Genomic DNA, 15,720 nt, shown 5'->3' with positions numbered 1-15,720 from the left:
CCTCGCCAACCCCACACCATCGCCGCGTTCGATCGGTCGAGCGCGGAGAACGTGCCGGAGGCGAACAAGAGAGAAGAGACTCAGCGGATCTGGAATCTGCTGGTCGATTGCTGCGCACGCGGATGATGCAGCGTCGGCGCCAAAACGAGCTACATGACGCGCTCGATGACGCTCGGGAGTGTCAACGGCCTTGAGGCTGGCTTTGCGCGGGGCAGGTCAGCGTTCCCGTCAACCCTGATCTCGACGACGTCCGGAGCGGATCGGTATATTACCACACATGCCGACGCCGCCGGAACAAGGATCAGAGATGGACGATACGATTGGCTTCCCCGACCCCGGTCTTGACCTGTCGGACGGCTTCAAGCCGCACACCTCGCATTGGGGCGTGTTCTCCGCGCGTCGGGGCGCGGCCGGGTTGGAGGTCAGGGCCTATGCGGGCGATCCCGATCCGAACGGCATCATCGACAATTTTCCCGGCGCGCTCCGCCATCAGGCGCGCATCGCCCAGCCGGCCATCCGCCGCGGCTGGCTCGAGCGCGGGCCGGGCCCGGACGATCGCCGCGGCCGCGACGAGTTCGTCTCCGTCAGCTGGGAGAAGGCGCTGGATCTTCTCGGCGACGAGCTTGGCCGCATTCGCGACACCCGTGGACCCGCCGCCGTGTTCGGTGGCTCCTATGGCTGGTCGAGTGCCGGGCGCTTCCATCACGCCCAGAGCCAGGTGCATCGCTTCCTCAACATCGCGATGGGCGGCTATGTGCGCTCGGTCAACACCTATTCGTCCGGTGCGTCCTCGGTGCTGCTGCCGCAGATCCTGGCCGGCTACGAGGACATCACCAAGCGCAACGTCACCTGGGAGCAGATCGCGGCCGAGACCGACATCGTGCTGGCGTTCGGCGGCATGGCGCTGAAGAACTCCATGGTGGCCGGCGGCTCTATCAGCAAGCATGTCGAGCGCGGGTCCATGGCGGCGGCGCGGGCGCGCGGTTGCGAGTTCATCCTGGTCAGCCCGCTGCGCGACGATCTGCCGGTCGAGGCCGGCGCCGAATGGATGAGTTGCGTGCCCGGCACCGACACCGCCCTGATGCTCGGCATCGTCCATACGCTGGTCAGTGAGAAGCTGCACGACCAGGCCTTCCTCGACCGCTACACCGAGGGTTGGGCAATCTTCCTGCGATATCTCAACGGTGAGAGCGACGGGCAAGCCAAGCACGCCGAATGGGCCGCCGCGATCTCAGGCGTCAGTGCGGATGCGATCCGCAAGCTGGCGCGGCGTCTCGCCGGAAAGCGCGCGCTCGTCACCGTCTCCCATTCGCTGCAGCGCGCCGAGCATGGCGAGCAGCCAGTGTGGATGGGCATGGTGCTGGCGGCGGCCCTCGGCCAGATCGGCCTTCCCGGCGGCGGCTATGCCTATTCGCTGGGTGCGATCGGCTATTACGGCCGCCGCGTCAACGACGTGCCGGGACCGACGCTGGGGCAGGGCCGCAACGGCGTTGCCGATTTCATTCCGGTGGCGCGCATCGCCGACATGCTGCTCAATCCCGGCACCACGTATCGCTACAACGGCGAGACGCGCACCTATCCGGATATTCGTCTGGTCTACTGGGCGGGCGGCAATCCCTTCCATCACCATCAGGACATCAACCGCCTGCGCAAGGCCTTCGCGAAGGTGGACACGCTGGTCGTGCACGAGCTCGCCTGGACCGCCACCGCCCGCCACGCCGATATCGTGCTGCCCGCGACGATGACGCTGGAGCGCGAGGACATCGGCTATTCCACCAACGATCCCCTGATGGTCGCGATGCACCGGATCGCCGAGCCGTTTGGGCTCGCGCGTGACGATTACGACATCTTCGCCGATCTCGCCGAACGTCTCGGGGCGCGCGAGCCGTTCACCGAAGGGCGCACGTCGCGGCAATGGCTGGAGCATCTCTACGAGCCGACCCGCGCATCGCTTGCCAAGCGCGGCCTCGAAGCGCCGAGCTTCGAAGAATTCTGGGCGCGCGGCAGCCTGGTCGTGCCGCAGCAGCCCGATGACGGCGGCCGGCTACGCCGCTTTCGCGAGGATCCCGACAATCATGCCTTGCCGACGCCGAGCGGACGCATCGAGATCTACTCGGCCAAGATCGCGAGGCACGCTGATGCGGATTGTCCCGGACATCCGGTCTGGCTCGACAAGACCGATATTCCCAAGCCCGGGGCGCCCTGCTTCCTCGTCGCCAACCAGCCGGTGACGCGCCTGCACAGCCAGCTCGATTTCGGCGGACATTCGCTCGACTCGAAGCATCGCGGCCGTGAGGTCGCGCGCATGAACCCGGTCGATGCACAGGCGCGCGGCATCAAGGACGGCGACATCATCCGCCTGTTCAACGAGCGCGGTGCCTGTCTCGCCGCGGTCCGCGTCACCGACGGCATCGTATCAGGCGTGGTTCAGCTGCCGACCGGCGCGTGGTACGATCCGATGGATCCGGAAGACGAGGCGCCGCTCTGCGTTCACGGCAATCCGAACGTGCTGACCCGCGACGTCGGCACCTCGTCCCTGGCGCAGGGCTGCACCGGCCAGTTGACGACCGTCGAGGTGGAGAAGTTCACCGGCAATCTACCGCCGATCCGCGCGTTCGATCCGGTTTAGGCAAACAAGGAGACCTTTAGATGATCCGCAAGGCAACAGCAGTCTGGAAGGGCACTGGTCGCGATGGCACAGGCCATCTGTCGAGCGAATCCGGCGTGCTTGCCGGGACGCCCTATTCATTCAAGACCCGCTTCGAGAACGAGAAGGGCACCAATCCCGAAGAGTTGATCGCCGCGGCCCATGCCGGCTGCTTCACCATGGCGCTCGCCTTCGGCCTGCAGATGGCGGGTTTCACGCCGGACGAGCTCTCGACCGAAGCCGCCGTCACGCTCGAGCCCGAGGGCAAGGGCTTCAAGATCAGCAAATCCGCGCTGACTCTGCGGGCGAAAGTGCCTGGTCTCGACGATGCCGGCTTCGCCCGGCTCGCCGGCGAGGCCGAGAAGAACTGCCCGGTGTCCAAGGTGCTCAACGCCGCCATCACGCTCGACGCCAAGCTGGTCTAGGGCGATGGACTGAGGCTAGATCGCTGCAAAGGCGGAGGTGCGCTCCCTCTCCCGCTTGCGGGAGAGGGTTGGGGAGATGGTGTTTCCGCAATGGGATAGTCTCCTGGAGGAGAAAGCCCTCACCCCGCCTGCGGGCGACCTCGCCCGTAAGCGGGAGAGGCTGCACCGAGCCCTAGCGACCGGGTGGGCGTCAACGCGCGGCTTTCGGCCGGGCGGCCGAAAGCCTATATGATGGACAAGCTTTTGAGCGATCATTGGGAGCACATCACATGACGACGGAACGCGCAGTTTTGGCCGGCGGCTGCTTCTGGGGCATGCAGGATCTGATCCGCAAGCAGCCGGGCGTGATCTCCACCCGGGTCGGTTACACCGGTGGGCACGTCAAGAACGCCACCTACCGCAATCACGAAGGCCATGCCGAAGCGATCGAGATCGTGTTCGATCCGGCCAGGACCAGCTTCCGGACCATGCTGGAGTTCTTCTTCCAGATCCATGATCCGACCACGCTCAACCGTCAGGGCAACGATATCGGCACGAGCTATCGGTCGGCGATCTTCTACACCAGCGAGGAGCAGAAGCGGATTGCCGAAGACACCATCGCCGACGTCGAGGCGTCCGGCCTGTGGCCCGGCAAGGTGGTGACCGAGGTCGCGCCCGCGCGCGAGTTCTGGGAGGCCGAGCCCGAGCATCAGGATTATCTCGAACGTTATCCTGACGGCTACACCTGCCACTTCATCCGGCCGGGCTGGAAGCTACCGCGGCGCGCTGCGGCGGTCGGAGGCTAGAGCCTGAAGAAGGTGGCTCGCCGGCTGTGGCGGTCCACCTCCTCATCGGTCAAAGCCGACGCGAGTCCGGTCACGCATCGACATGCAAGGTCAGGCGCTGCTCCGCGGTGACGGTCCGGGCGGTCAACGTGACGAGACCCATCAAGGCGGCCAGCAGCCAGAATGCCAGCGGCAGTCCGCCGAGCTGTGCGACGAAGCCGACGCCGGCAGGGCCCAGCAGGACGCCTGCATAGCCGGCCGTCGTGATCGCCGCGACCGCAAGTCCCGTGGGCATCACCTTTTGTTGCGCCGCCCGGCGGAATAGCACGGGCACGAGGTTCGAGGCGCCGAGCCCGATCAGCAGGAATCCGGCGATGGCGACCGCTGCCACGGGCGCGGTGAGCAGCACCACAAAGCCGGCGATCGCGATGAGGCTGCCCCACAGCAATGTCGTGCGGTCTCCGATGCGTGCAACGACCGCGTCGCCGCCGAGCCTGCCGATCGTCATGGCGATCGAGAACACCATGTAGCCGATGCCGCCTTGCGGCTCGCTGACAAGCTCGGCGCCGATCACGAGCAGCGCGCCCCAATCGAGTATCGCGCCTTCGACCAGGAAGGTGATGGCGCCGAGCAGCGCCAGCAGCAGCACCGATCCATGCGGCAGCACGAACAATGGGCCTTCCTGCACCTGCACCGAGCGAAGCAGGCGCGGCCAGGTCACGAGCATCGCGATCAGCATCAGCACGGAGCAGATCAACGTCGAGGCGAGCGCGCCGAGCTGCACCGAGAGCAGCGCCGTCATCAGCGCGGAACCGGCGAAGCCGCCGATGCTGAACAGGGCGTGGAAGCCGGACATCAGCGGGCGTCGCGCGGCGCGCTCCACCTCCACGGCGTGGATGTTCATGGCGACGTCGATCGAGCCCAGCGCGGCGCCGAACGCAAGCAGCGCCAGCGCCAGCGCCAGCGGCGAGCTTGCGATCGCGAGCAGCGGCAGCACCAGCGTCAAACCGAGTCCGCCCGCGACGATGATCGGCCGGCTGCCATAGCGCGCGCTCAGCACGCCGGTCAGCAGCATCGCCACGACCGAGCCGATGCCGAGGCTGAGCAGGAGCAGGCCGAGCACTCCGTCGTCGACGGCGAGCCGCGCCTTCGCGAACGGCACCAGGGGTGCCCAGCACGCGATGCCGAAGCCCGCAACGAGGAAGGCAAGCCGCGTCGCAAGGCGGGTTGCCGGCCGGTCGGCAGAAGACATGGGAACTCCGGGAAAGCAGGGGAGGAGACGGTCGACAGGCCCGAGGATTGCCGCGGCTTTATGGCAGAGCCCTGCTCGAATGGTCGTGGCAGGCGCTCAACGGCTGCATGCCTCGACCTAGCCCCCGAGGATCCGCCGGCACGCCTCGACGAACACCTCTGCGCCCGTCACGATGTCGGCATCCGCCGTGTTCTCGGTCCAGTGATGGCTGATGCCGCCGATCGACGGCACGAACAGCATGCCGGCAGGCATGACGGTTGCCAGCATCTGCGCATCGTGGCCGGCGCCGCTCGGCATCCGGATGGAACGGCCACCGGCGACGGCCTTACTTGCGGCCTCGATCGCGTCCTGAAAGCCCGCGTCCATCATCGCGGGTGCGCCGGTGCGCAGCTTCGTCACGCTGACCGTGCAGGGGCCGTTGGCACTGGCCTCGTCCGCCATGGTCCGCAGCAATTGCTCCAGCCGCGCGATCACAGACGGGTCGTCGTCGCGGATCTGGAACAACATCTCCGCGCCACCGGGAATGATGCTCGGTGCGCCCGGATCGAGCGTGATGCGGCCGGTGGTCCAGACCGTGCGCGGGCCGCAGGCCGTCGGGAAGCGCTCGTCGATCGCGACGCAGAACTTGGCCAGCGCCAGGCCCGCATCCTTGCGCACCGCCATGCGCGTGGTGCCGGCATGGTTCTGCTCGCCTACGAAGTTGATCTGGTACTGCCAGATGCCGACGATGGATGTCACGACGCCGATCGCCAGGCGACCGCTTTCGAGCGTGTCGCCCTGCTCGATATGCGCCTCGAGATAACCGACGTGCCGTCCCGGCTCGGTGGTGATGCGCGGGCGCCCCGCGAGCCCCATGTCGGCAAGGGCATCGCGCATGCTGCGGCCGCTGGTGCGGTCGCGCGCGGCGTCGATGTCGGCCTCGGTCACCTGTCCGACATAGGAGCGCGAGCCGAGGAAATGACCGAAATGTCCCTCCTCGTCGCACCAGGAGGCGACCTCGACCGCGCCGTTCACGGAAGCGTCGGCATTGAGCACGCGCGCGGCCTCGAGCGCATAGACGACGCCGAGCGGGCCGTCGAGCCAGCCGGCATAGTTCTGGCTTTCCAGGTGCGAGCCCGCCAGCAGCTTCGGCCCGGGCTTCGAGCTCGTCCCGAACACATTGCCGATGCCGTCAATCGTCGCGGAGAGCTCGGCCTCGGGCAGCTTTTGGACGAGCCACTCCAGTGACAGCTTGTGCGGCTCGCAGAAGGTCGGCTTGTGCACGCCGGTCTTTTAGGCGCCAAAGGCGCGCAGTGCGTGGAGGTCGGCAAGAACGCGATGGCCGTCGGCGCGGGGCTGGGTGTCAGGCATGTTCGGCAACCTTCAGCGCCTCGGTTCGGATCTCCTCGACCAGCCGTTCCTTCAGCTGGACGAATTCAGGCGTGGTCTTGATCTTGTAGGAGCGGGGATGCGGCAGGTCTACATGAATGTCCGCCTTGATGCGGCCGGGGCGCGCGCTCATCACGATGACGCGGCTGCCGAGGAAGATCGCTTCCTCGATATCGTGGGTCACGAACAGCACCGTCTTCTGGTCGCGTTCCCAGATCCCGAGCAGCATCTCCTGCATCAAGGCGCGGGTCTGGTTGTCGAGCGCGCCGAACGGTTCGTCGAGCAGCAGGATCTTCGGATCGTTGGCGAGCGCGCGTGCGATCGCGGTGCGCTGCTGCATACCGCCGGAGAGCTGCTTGGGCCAATGGTTTTCGAAGCCGGACAGCCCGACCTGGCGGATGAAGGCATCGGCGATCTTGTGTCGCTCCGCCTCGGACACGCCGCGCTCGCGCAGGCCGAAGGCGATGTTCTCGCGCACCGTCAGCCAGGGAAACAGCGTGTAGGACTGGAACACCATGCCGCGATCGGCGCCCGGGCCGGTCACTTCGCGTCCATCGAGCGTGACGCGGCCGCCGGTCGGACGGTCGAGGCCGGCGACGATGCGCAGCAGCGTGGACTTGCCGCAGCCGGAGGGACCGAGGATGGTGACGAAGTCGTTGTTGCCGATGGTGAGATCGGTCGGCTCCAGCGCCCTGGTCGGCGCGTTCCCGTGACGCGCAGGGAAGGTGCGCGAGACCTGCTCGATCCTAAGAATGGTCATGCCAGCTTCCAGGGAAACAGCCAGGCGTTGAATGCCTTGAACAGGAAGTCCGAGATCAGGCCGATCAATCCGATCACGATGATGCCGAAGATGATCTGGCCGGTGTTGAGCAGCGCCTGGCTGTCGGTGATCATGTGACCGATGCCCGAGGACGAGCCGATCAGCTCGGCGACGATGACGTAGGTCCAGGCCCAGCCCAGCACCAGCCGCAGGATTTCTGCGATCTCCGGCGCGGAGGAAGGCAGCAGCACGCGGCGGATGATGCCGCGGTCGCTGGCGCCAAGCGTATAGGCGGCCTCGACCAGATCGCGCCGCGTGGCGCCGACCGTCACCGCGACCATCAGGATGACCTGGAACACCGAGCCGATGAAGATGACGAGCAGCTTTTGCAATTCGCCGATGCCGGCCCACAGGATCAGCAGCGGGATGAAAGCCGAGGCGGGCAAATAGCGTGCAAATGAGACGAAGGGTTCGAGGAAGGCTTCGACCGGCTTATAGGCGCCCATCAGCACGCCGAGCGGCACCGCAATGACCGCCGCGAGCGCAAAGCCGCCGACGACGCGCCAGATCGTCATGCCGATGTCGAACAGGAAGCCGTGCTTGGTGAGCAGCTCGAGGCCTTCCTGCACCATGGTGAGCGGATTGGCGAGGAAGGTCTTCGACACATGGCCGCCGAACGTCGCCCATGACCAGAGGGCGACGAACAGCACGAAGAACGCCAGGCCATATGCCGCACGTTGCTTCGATGTCACGGGATCCAGGGGACGCATCAAACTGTATCCGAATGGTGCGCCGGCTCCGCCTGAGGCGGAACCGGCAGCTTGGAGAACGTTACTTGATGAAGCTCGCGTCGTAGAGGTCCTCGACCTTCGGCACGGCCTTGATGATGCCGATCTCGAGCAGGAGCTCGGCGGCCTCCTTGTTGAAGGTCAGGAACTCGCCGGCGAAGAACTTCTGGTTCGCGGCCTTGTCCTGCCAGCGCAGATACTTCGCCGAGTTGCCGAACTGCTCGCCGGTCTGCTTCACGTCGGCGCCCATGATCTCGTAGGACTTGGCCTGGTCCTTGGCGATCATCTCGATCGCCTCGAAATAGCTGTCGGCGAGAGCCTTGGCGGCCTTGGGATTGTCGGTGAGGAACTTCGGCGTGCAGCCGAACGTGTCCATGACCATCGGATAGTCCAGCGTGGTCGCGATGATCTTGCCCTTGTCGGGCGCGGCACGCACGGTCGACAAGTATGGCTCATAAGTCATCGCCGCATCGTTCTGGCCGGAGACGAAGGCCTGCGCGGCCGCCGCCGGCTCGAGGTTCACCACCGTCACGTCCTTGGTGGTGAGGCCGTTCTTCTTCAGCATCCAGGCCAGCGCGAAATAAGGCGAGGTGCCCGGCGCGGAGGCGGCGACGGTCTTGCCCTTCAGGTCCTTGATCGCGGCGATGTCGTTGCGCACGGCCATGCCGTCGGCGCCATAGCTCTTGTCGAGCTGGAATATCTGCTTGGTCGCGACGCCGTTGGCGTTCCAGGAGATCCAGGTCTCGACCGTCGTCGCCGCGCACTGGATGTCGCCGGAGGCGATGGCGAGATGGCGGTCCTTCTGCGGGATCTTCTTGATGGTGACGTCGAGGCCGTTTTTCTTGAAGATGCCGGCCTCCTTCGCCAGCGTCAGCGGCGCGAAGCCGGTCCATCCGGAAATGCCGATGCCGACCTTGACGTCCTGGGCGAGCGCCGGAGTGGAGGCCGCGAGAGCAATGATTGTCGCAAATACTGTCGAATTACGCATGATTATCGTCCTCTTGCCGATCGATGGTTTGACGTCCTGTTGATCTCTGCCGGCCCATATGGGCGGTTCCGCGAAGCGTTGCACGATTTGTGCCGACATGTCCTCTCAGCCTCCCTTGAATCGCGCGACAAGGCGGTGAGAGTCACCGGGATAGAGCAGGCGCACGGCGGTGATCGTGCGTGCGCTGCGCCAGGTGTAGCGGTCGATCACGAGACAGGGGGCGCCGACGGCGATCGCGAGCGCTTCCGCCGCGCGGTCGTCCGCAACGATGGCGCTGATCGTGTGCTCGGCCTCGGTCCATGGGACATGGTGAAGCAGCCAGGAGCCGGGCGGCTCGCGCGAGAAATCCGCGGTCGCGGCGTCAGGAACGGACGAGAGATCGATCAGCCTGTCCTCGACCGCGAACGGGACCTTGTCGGCGCTGTGCCGGCAGGTGATCGCGACCACCTTGCCGGCCTTCTTCACGCCGAGCCGGTCGCGATCGGCGGCCGTCGCCGCGCGCAGCTTGCGGCCGATCAGCTCGTAGCCGTAACTGCGGCCAAGCGCGGTGATCTCGGCGCGGATGTCGGCGATCTTGAGCACCGCCGACTGATGCTGCGGCCGGCGCACGAACGAGCCGGCGCGCCGCCGCCGCTCGATCAGATCGGCCTGCGCCAGCTCAGACAGTGCCTTGTTCACGGTCATGCGCGAGCAGCCGTAGCGCGCGACCAGCTCGTGCTCGAAGGGAATGCGATGGCCGGGCGGCCATTCGCCGGTGAGGATGCGCTGCTCGATGTCGGCGCGGATGCGCTTGTAGAGCGTCGGCTTGTCGGCATCGGTGACGAGGCTCATGCGACGAGCCTCCACATCGATGTATTGAAGCGCTCACGCGCGGGCTGGCGCAGCTTGTGCCGCCCGCCTTCGACCACCTTGTTGCCGCCGGCCCAGACGCAATCGATGGCGGCGCCGCCGGCGGCGAAGATCCAGCCGTCGATGACGGCATCGTGCGCGCGTCCCGCCAGCGATGGATGCGCCGTGTCGAGCGTGACGATATCGGCGCGCGCGCCGGGTGTGAGGCCGACCGTCGGCTGCGCCAGCGCCCGCGCGCCGCCGGCGAGCGCCCCGTCGAACAGCGAGCGTCCCGTGGAGCGACCTGCGCCGCCGGAGAGGACGTTGCGCTGGCGGTGCTTGAGCCGCTGGCCGTATTCGAGCTGGCGCAACTCGTCTGCGGCGCCGATCAACACGTTGGAATCGGTACCGACGCCGAAAAAGCCGCCGGCGTCAACAAACTCCCGCGCCGAAAAAGTGCCGTCGCCGAGGCTCGCTTCCGTAATGGGACAGAGGCCCGCCACCGCACCCGTCTTGGCGAACGCCGTCACTTCCTCATTGGTCATGTGGGTCGCGTGAATGAGGCACCAGCGTTGATCGACGGGCGCATGCTCCAGCAGCCATTGCACCGGGCGCCGGCCCGACCAGGCGAGGCAATCATCGACCTCCTTCACCTGCTCGGCGGCATGAATGTGCACCGGCCCGCCATCGGCGAGTGGAATGATGGCGGCGAGCTCGTCCGGCGTCACCGCGCGCAAACTGTGCGGCGCGATGCCGATATTGGCGCCGGGCAACGCGCCGATTGCCTGGCGCGATGCCGCCATCAATGCGGCGAACTGATCGACCGAGCAGATGAAGCGGCGCTGCCCGGCATGCGGCGATGCGCCTCCAAACGAGCCATGCGCATAGAAAGTCGGCAACAGCGTCAGCGCAATGCCCGAGGCTTCGGCGGCCTGTGCAATCCGCGCGGCCATCTCGGCGGGGTCAGCGTAGGGCGACCCGTCGCGGTCGTGGTGCAGATAGTGGAATTCGCCGACGCGGGTAAAACCCTGCTCGAGCATCTCGACATAGAGCAGCGTCGCCACAGAAGCGACGTCGTCCGGCGTCATCGCCAGCGCAAAGCGATACATCGTCTCGCGCCAGGTCCAGAAGGTGTCGGTGCTGTCGCCGCGCATTTCGGCAAGGCCCGCCATGCCGCGCTGGAACGCGTGGCTGTGCAGGCTCGCAAGTCCCGGAAGCGCGATGGCATGGCGCTCGTCGCCGGCAGCCGGCGCCACGCCCGGTGTCACCGCCGCAATCGCGCCGGCGGCGATCACCACCTGCACGTCATTGGCCCAGCCCGAAGGCAGGAGCGCGGAAGCGAAATGCAGTCGGGTCATGATTTACACGCCGGCTGGACAGAACCGTCTTACGATTATATGTCTAGACATATAAGTCAAGCATCCCCAGGGCGAACGGATACCCGCATGGCAGAGCGCTTCGACCGGATCTGGCATAATGCCCGCCTCGCCACGATGCGGGTCGATCGTCCCGATCTTGGCGAGATCGAGCATGGTGTCATCGCCGCACGTGGCGGCCACATCGCCTATGCGGGTGCGAAAGCGGACTTTCCCGTCGATGCGGACGCGATCGAGCGGATCGATTGCGAGGGGCGCTGGATTACGCCCGGTCTCGTCGACTGCCACACCCATCTCGTCTATGGCGGCAACCGCGCGCATGAATTCGAGCTGCGCCTGAAGGGGGCGAGCTACGAGGAGATCGCGCGGGCCGGCGGCGGCATCGTCTCGACCGTGGCGGCAACGCGCAAGGCGAGCGAAGCCGAGCTCGTCGCAAGCGCGCTGCCGCGGCTGGACGCGCTGACGGCTGAGGGCGCCACCACGGTCGAGATCAAGTCCGGCTACGGCCTCGACACAGAAACCGAGATGCGACAGCTCTCCGCTGCGCGCAGGCTCGGCCGTGAGCGGCCGGTTACGATCCGCACGTCGTTCTTGGGCGCGCATGCGCTGCCGGGCGAGGCGGGTGGCGACAAGGATGGTTACATCGATCTCGTCTGCAAGGAGATGTTGCCGGCGGTCGCAAAAGCGGGCCTTGCCGACGCCGTCGATGCCTTCATGGAAGGCATCGCATTCTCCGCCGAGCAGACCGCGCTTGTGTTCGAGACGGCGAGGGGACTTGGACTGCCGGTCAAGCTCCACGCCGACCAGCTCTCGAATCTCGGCGGCGCCGCGCTTGCCGCGCGATTCTCGGCACTCTCGGCCGATCATCTCGAGCACACCAATGAGGCCGGTGCCGCCGCAATGGCGAGGGCCGGCACTGTCGCCGTGCTGCTGCCCGGCGCGTTCTATTTCATTCGCGAGACGCAGAAGCCGCCGATCGAGACGTTCCGCAAGCATAACGTTCCCATGGCGCTGGCGACCGACTGCAATCCCGGCAGCTCGCCCCTGACCTCGCTGCTGCTCGCGATGAACATGGGCGCGACATTGTTCCGGATGAATGTGGCCGAGTGCCTCGCCGGCGTTACCCGTGAAGGCGCGCGGGCGCTCGGCCTCCTGAATGAGACCGGCACACTGGATGCCGGCAAATGGTGCGACCTCGCGATCTGGGAGATCGAGCGGCCCGCCGAGCTGGTCTACCGCATCGGCTTCAATCCGCTGCACCAGCGGGTATGGAGGGGGCAATGACGGAGCAGGAGACGGCGATCGCCGTCAAGCCGGGAACAGTGAGCCTCGACGATCTCGCGCGCGTGCTCGAAGGCGCCCCTGTCGTGCTCGATCCCTCGTTCTGGCCGCGGGTCGAGGCGGCTGCGCAGATCGTTACGCGGGCCGCGCAGGCCGACGTCCCCGTCTACGGCATCAACACCGGCTTCGGGAAGCTCGCATCCAAACGCATTCCGCCGGACCAGACCGCGCTGCTCCAGCGCAACCTGATCGTCTCGCATTGCTGCGGCGTTGGCTCGGCAACGCCGCAGCCGATCGTCCGCCTGATGATGGCGCTGAAGATCGTCTCGCTTGGCCGCGGCGCCTCCGGCGTACGCCGCGCGGTGATCCAGCAGTTGCAGGACATGCTGGCCCGTGGCGTCTACCCGCTGGTGCCGCAGCAAGGTTCGGTCGGCGCCTCCGGCGATCTGGCGCCGCTCGCACATATGACGGCCGTGATGATCGGCGAGGGGCAGGCGATCGTCGGTGGCAAGACTGTATCCGGCAGCGAGGCACTCGCCGCCGCCGGCCTCACGCCGCTGACCCTCGGGCCCAAGGAGGGCCTCGCGCTGATCAACGGCACGCAATTCTCGACCGCCTATGCGCTATCAGGCGTGCTGCGTGCATTCCGCCTTGCCCGCGCCGCACTCGTGACCGGTGCGCTGTCGGTGGACGCGGCGATGGCGTCAACGGCACCGTTCCGGCCCGAAATCCAGGCGCTGCGTGGCCATGCCGGCCAGATCGCGGCGGCTGCGACGCTGAATGCGTTGCTCGACGGCAGCGACATCCGTATGTCGCATCTCGAGGGTGATGAGCGTGTGCAGGATCCCTATTGCCTGCGCTGCCAGCCACAGGTTGCCGGTGCCGCGCTCGATCTGATCACGCAGGCGGCGCGCACGCTGATCGTGGAGGCCAATGCCGTCACCGACAATCCGCTGGTGCTGGTCGAGACCGGAGAGATCGTCTCCGGCGGCAATTTCCACGCCGAGCCGGTGGCGTTTGCCGCAGATGCGCTGGCTCTGGCGCTGTCGGAGATCGGTGCAATCAGCGAGCGGCGCATCGCGACGCTGGTCGATCCCGCGCTCAATTTCGGACTGCCGCCGTTCCTCACCCCCGATCCCGGCCTCAATTCCGGCTTCATGATCGCCGAGGTGACGGCGGCCGCGCTCTATGCCGAGAACAAGCAGCGTGCGCTCGCCTGCTCGATCGATTCGACGCCGACCAGCGCCAACCAGGAAGATCACGTCTCGATGGCCGCGCACGCAGCGCGGCGTCTGTCCGACATGGCCGACAATCTCGCCGCCATTCTCGGCATCGAGCTTCTGGTCGCGGCCCAAGGCATCACGCTGCGCGCGCCGCATGCAACCAGTGCGCCGCTGGTCGCCGTCATTGCCGCGTTGCGTGAGCAGGTGCCCGCACTGGGCGCCGATCGCTACATGGCCGGCGACCTCGCCAAGGCCGCTGCATTGATCGAGGCCGATGCGCTGCCAGCTGCCGCGCTCGCCCAGCTTCCCACCGATCCGTTTCCGCGACTCGTCTGAAGAGGCCCACATGAACCGCCGACTGGACAATGACCGCACCATCCGCGCTCCCCGCGGCAGCGACATCAGCGCCAAGAGCTGGCTCACCGAAGCGCCGCTGCGCATGCTGATGAACAATCTCGATCCTGACGTCGCGGAGCGTCCCAGCGAGCTCGTCGTCTATGGCGGCATCGGCCGCGCCGCCCGCGACTGGGAGAGTTTTGACCGGATCGTTGCGGCCTTACGCAAGCTCGAAGCCGACCAGACGCTGCTGGTGCAGTCCGGCAAGCCGGTTGGCGTGTTCCGGACCCATGCCGATGCACCGCGCGTGCTGATCGCCAACTCCAACATTGTGCCGCATTGGGCGACGCTCGATCATTTCAACGAGCTCGATCGCCAAGGCCTGATGATGTACGGCCAGATGACGGCGGGCTCCTGGATCTATATCGGCAGCCAGGGCATCGTACAGGGCACCTATGAAACCTTCGTCGAGGTCGGCCGTCGCCATTACGGCGGCAGCCTTGCCGGCAAATGGATTTTGACTGCCGGCCTCGGCGGCATGGGCGGTGCACAGCCGCTGGCGGCGACCATGGCGGGCGCTTCGATGCTTGCGGTCGAATGCCAGCCGAGCCGCATCGAGATGCGCCTGCGCACCGGCTATCTCGACCGGCAAGCCGCAACGCTCGATGAAGCGCTCGCGATCATGGCGGACGCCGCGAAGACGAACAAGGCGGTCTCGGTCGGCCTGCTCGGCAACGCCGCGGAAATCTTCCCTGAGCTGGTGCGCCGCGGCGTCAAGCCCGATATCGTCACCGACCAGACCAGCGCGCACGATCCGATCAACGGCTACTTGCCGAAAGACTGGACGCTTGCCGAATGGGAAGCCAAGCGCGCGTCCGATCCGAAGGCAGTGGAGCGTGCGTCGAAGATTTCGATGGTCGAGCATGTCCAGGCGATGCTGGATTTCCATGCCCAGGGCATTCCGACGCTCGACTATGGCAACAACATTCGCCAGATGGCGCAGGATATGGGCCTGAAGAACGCGTTCGATTTTCCCGGCTTCGTGCCCGCCTATATCCGCCCGCTGTTTTGCCGCGGCGTCGGGCCATTTCGCTGGGCCGCGCTGTCGGGCGATTCCGAGGACATCTTCAAGACCGATGCCAAGGTCAAGGAGCTGATGCCTAACGACAAGCATCTGCACAATTGGCTCGACATGGCGAAGGCGCGCATCAAGTTCCAGGGCCTGCCGGCACGCATCTGCTGGGTCGGCCTCGGCGATCGCCATCGCCTTGGCCTTGCCTTCAACGAGATGGTGGCGCGCGGCGAATTGAAAGCGCCGATCGTGATCGGCCGCGATCATCTCGACAGCGGCTCGGTGGCGAGCCCCAACCGCGAGACCGAGGCGATGAAGGACGGATCGGATGCGGTGTCCGATTGGCCGCTGCTCAATGCGCTGCTCAATTGCGCCAGCGGAGCGACCTGGGTGTCGCTGCATCATGGCGGCGGCGTCGGCATCGGCTATTCGCAGCACGCGGGCATGGTGATCGTCGCCGACGGCACGCCCGAGGCTGCGAAGCGGATCGAGCGCGTGCTGTGGAACGATCCCGCCACCGGCGTCATGCGGCACGCCGATGCAGGCTACGACATCGCGATCGAGTGCGCTCGCGACAAGGGGCTCGATCTGCCGAGCCTGGCGGAGTAGGCG

The 15,720-nt window shown here is 66.4% G+C and carries 12 protein-coding genes and 1 pseudogene; 6 read left to right on the top strand and 7 right to left on the bottom strand.

Annotation, left to right across the window (positions count from 1 at the left end):
• Window positions 1–307 precede the first annotated feature (307 nt).
• The 3 genes from I6F17_RS07775 (at window position 308) to msrA (ending at window position 3,857) form a co-directional block, all read left to right on the top strand.
• Complete coding sequence (locus tag I6F17_RS07775; RefSeq protein ID WP_225130200.1) at window positions 308–2,629, top strand: molybdopterin guanine dinucleotide-containing S/N-oxide reductase; 2,322 nt, start codon at window positions 308–310, stop codon at window positions 2,627–2,629.
• Between the two features lie 20 nt (window positions 2,630–2,649).
• Window positions 2,650–3,072 (top strand): OsmC family protein, encoded by a 423-nt coding sequence (locus I6F17_RS07770; protein ID WP_036029314.1) that lies wholly within the window; start codon window positions 2,650–2,652, stop codon window positions 3,070–3,072.
• Between the two features lie 269 nt (window positions 3,073–3,341).
• Entirely contained in the window at window positions 3,342–3,857 is a 516-nt protein-coding gene (msrA, locus tag I6F17_RS07765; RefSeq protein WP_036008049.1) for a peptide-methionine (S)-S-oxide reductase MsrA, read from the top strand.
• A 70-nt stretch (window positions 3,858–3,927) separates the two neighbouring features.
• Here msrA and I6F17_RS07760 read toward each other — a convergent pair whose 3' ends face one another.
• The 7 genes and pseudogenes from I6F17_RS07760 to I6F17_RS07730 all read right to left on the bottom strand — a co-directional run bounded on the left by I6F17_RS07760 (window position 3,928) and on the right by I6F17_RS07730 (window position 11,178).
• Window positions 3,928–5,088, bottom strand: a complete 1,161-nt coding sequence (locus I6F17_RS07760; RefSeq protein WP_225130197.1) for an MFS transporter — start codon at window positions 5,086–5,088, stop codon at window positions 3,928–3,930.
• A 117-nt stretch (window positions 5,089–5,205) separates the two neighbouring features.
• Window positions 5,206–6,438 (bottom strand): annotated as a pseudogene (locus I6F17_RS07755) (Zn-dependent hydrolase).
• Window positions 6,431–7,216, bottom strand: a complete 786-nt coding sequence (locus I6F17_RS07750; protein WP_036041970.1) for an ABC transporter ATP-binding protein — start codon at window positions 7,214–7,216, stop codon at window positions 6,431–6,433. The pseudogene I6F17_RS07755 and the gene I6F17_RS07750 overlap by 8 nt, the downstream one beginning before the upstream one ends.
• Window positions 7,213–7,986, bottom strand: a complete 774-nt coding sequence (locus I6F17_RS07745; RefSeq protein ID WP_036008029.1) for an ABC transporter permease — start codon at window positions 7,984–7,986, stop codon at window positions 7,213–7,215. Before I6F17_RS07745 ends, I6F17_RS07750 begins: the two co-directional genes overlap by 4 nt.
• Before the next feature lie 61 nt (window positions 7,987–8,047).
• Window positions 8,048–8,992 (bottom strand): ABC transporter substrate-binding protein, encoded by a 945-nt coding sequence (locus I6F17_RS07740; RefSeq protein ID WP_225130195.1) that lies wholly within the window; start codon window positions 8,990–8,992, stop codon window positions 8,048–8,050.
• 105 nt (window positions 8,993–9,097) lie between these two features.
• Complete coding sequence (gene hutC, locus I6F17_RS07735; protein WP_036041972.1) at window positions 9,098–9,823, bottom strand: histidine utilization repressor; 726 nt, start codon at window positions 9,821–9,823, stop codon at window positions 9,098–9,100.
• Window positions 9,820–11,178 carry a formimidoylglutamate deiminase gene (locus tag I6F17_RS07730; protein WP_225130193.1) on the bottom strand — a complete coding sequence of 453 codons (1,359 nt, stop codon included), beginning with the start codon at window positions 11,176–11,178 and terminating at the stop codon, window positions 9,820–9,822. The genes hutC and I6F17_RS07730 overlap by 4 nt, the downstream gene beginning before the upstream one ends.
• An 87-nt stretch (window positions 11,179–11,265) precedes the next feature.
• Between I6F17_RS07730 and hutI the strand changes: the two genes are divergently transcribed.
• The 3 genes from hutI to hutU are packed head-to-tail and all read left to right on the top strand — an operon-like array spanning window position 11,266 to window position 15,717.
• Entirely contained in the window at window positions 11,266–12,480 is a 1,215-nt protein-coding gene (gene hutI / locus I6F17_RS07725; protein WP_225130191.1) for an imidazolonepropionase, read from the top strand.
• Window positions 12,477–14,036 carry a histidine ammonia-lyase gene (gene hutH / locus I6F17_RS07720; protein WP_225130189.1) on the top strand — a complete coding sequence of 520 codons (1,560 nt, stop codon included), beginning with the start codon at window positions 12,477–12,479 and terminating at the stop codon, window positions 14,034–14,036. The genes hutI and hutH overlap by 4 nt, the downstream gene beginning before the upstream one ends.
• A 10-nt stretch (window positions 14,037–14,046) precedes the next feature.
• A complete protein-coding gene (gene hutU, locus I6F17_RS07715; protein WP_225130186.1) occupies window positions 14,047–15,717 on the top strand; it encodes a urocanate hydratase in 1,671 nt (556 codons plus the stop codon).
• The last annotated feature ends 3 nt before the right edge of the window (window positions 15,718–15,720 follow it).

It is taken from the genome of Bradyrhizobium sp. NBAIM18, assembly GCF_020193825.1.
Lineage (GTDB): Bacteria > Pseudomonadota > Alphaproteobacteria > Rhizobiales > Xanthobacteraceae > Bradyrhizobium > Bradyrhizobium yuanmingense.
This window is presented reverse-complemented; position numbering and strand designations above follow the sequence as displayed.

Bases quoted from the DNA above. Each gene is read 5' to 3' on its own strand.
- I6F17_RS07775 (WP_225130200.1), top strand. From the start codon at position 308: ATGGACGATACGATTGGCTTCCCCGACCCCGGTCTTGACCTGTCGGAC.
- I6F17_RS07770 (WP_036029314.1), top strand. From the start codon at position 2,650: ATGATCCGCAAGGCAACAGCAGTCTGGAAGGGCACTGGTCGCGATGGC.
- msrA (WP_036008049.1), top strand. From the start codon at position 3,342: ATGACGACGGAACGCGCAGTTTTGGCCGGCGGCTGCTTCTGGGGCATG.
- I6F17_RS07760 (WP_225130197.1), bottom strand. From the start codon at position 5,088: ATGTCTTCTGCCGACCGGCCGGCAACCCGCCTTGCGACGCGGCTTGCC.
- I6F17_RS07750 (WP_036041970.1), bottom strand. From the start codon at position 7,216: ATGACCATTCTTAGGATCGAGCAGGTCTCGCGCACCTTCCCTGCGCGT.
- I6F17_RS07745 (WP_036008029.1), bottom strand. From the start codon at position 7,986: ATGCGTCCCCTGGATCCCGTGACATCGAAGCAACGTGCGGCATATGGC.
- I6F17_RS07740 (WP_225130195.1), bottom strand. From the start codon at position 8,992: ATGCGTAATTCGACAGTATTTGCGACAATCATTGCTCTCGCGGCCTCC.
- hutC (WP_036041972.1), bottom strand. From the start codon at position 9,823: ATGAGCCTCGTCACCGATGCCGACAAGCCGACGCTCTACAAGCGCATC.
- I6F17_RS07730 (WP_225130193.1), bottom strand. From the start codon at position 11,178: ATGACCCGACTGCATTTCGCTTCCGCGCTCCTGCCTTCGGGCTGGGCC.
- hutI (WP_225130191.1), top strand. From the start codon at position 11,266: ATGGCAGAGCGCTTCGACCGGATCTGGCATAATGCCCGCCTCGCCACG.
- hutH (WP_225130189.1), top strand. From the start codon at position 12,477: ATGACGGAGCAGGAGACGGCGATCGCCGTCAAGCCGGGAACAGTGAGC.
- hutU (WP_225130186.1), top strand. From the start codon at position 14,047: ATGAACCGCCGACTGGACAATGACCGCACCATCCGCGCTCCCCGCGGC.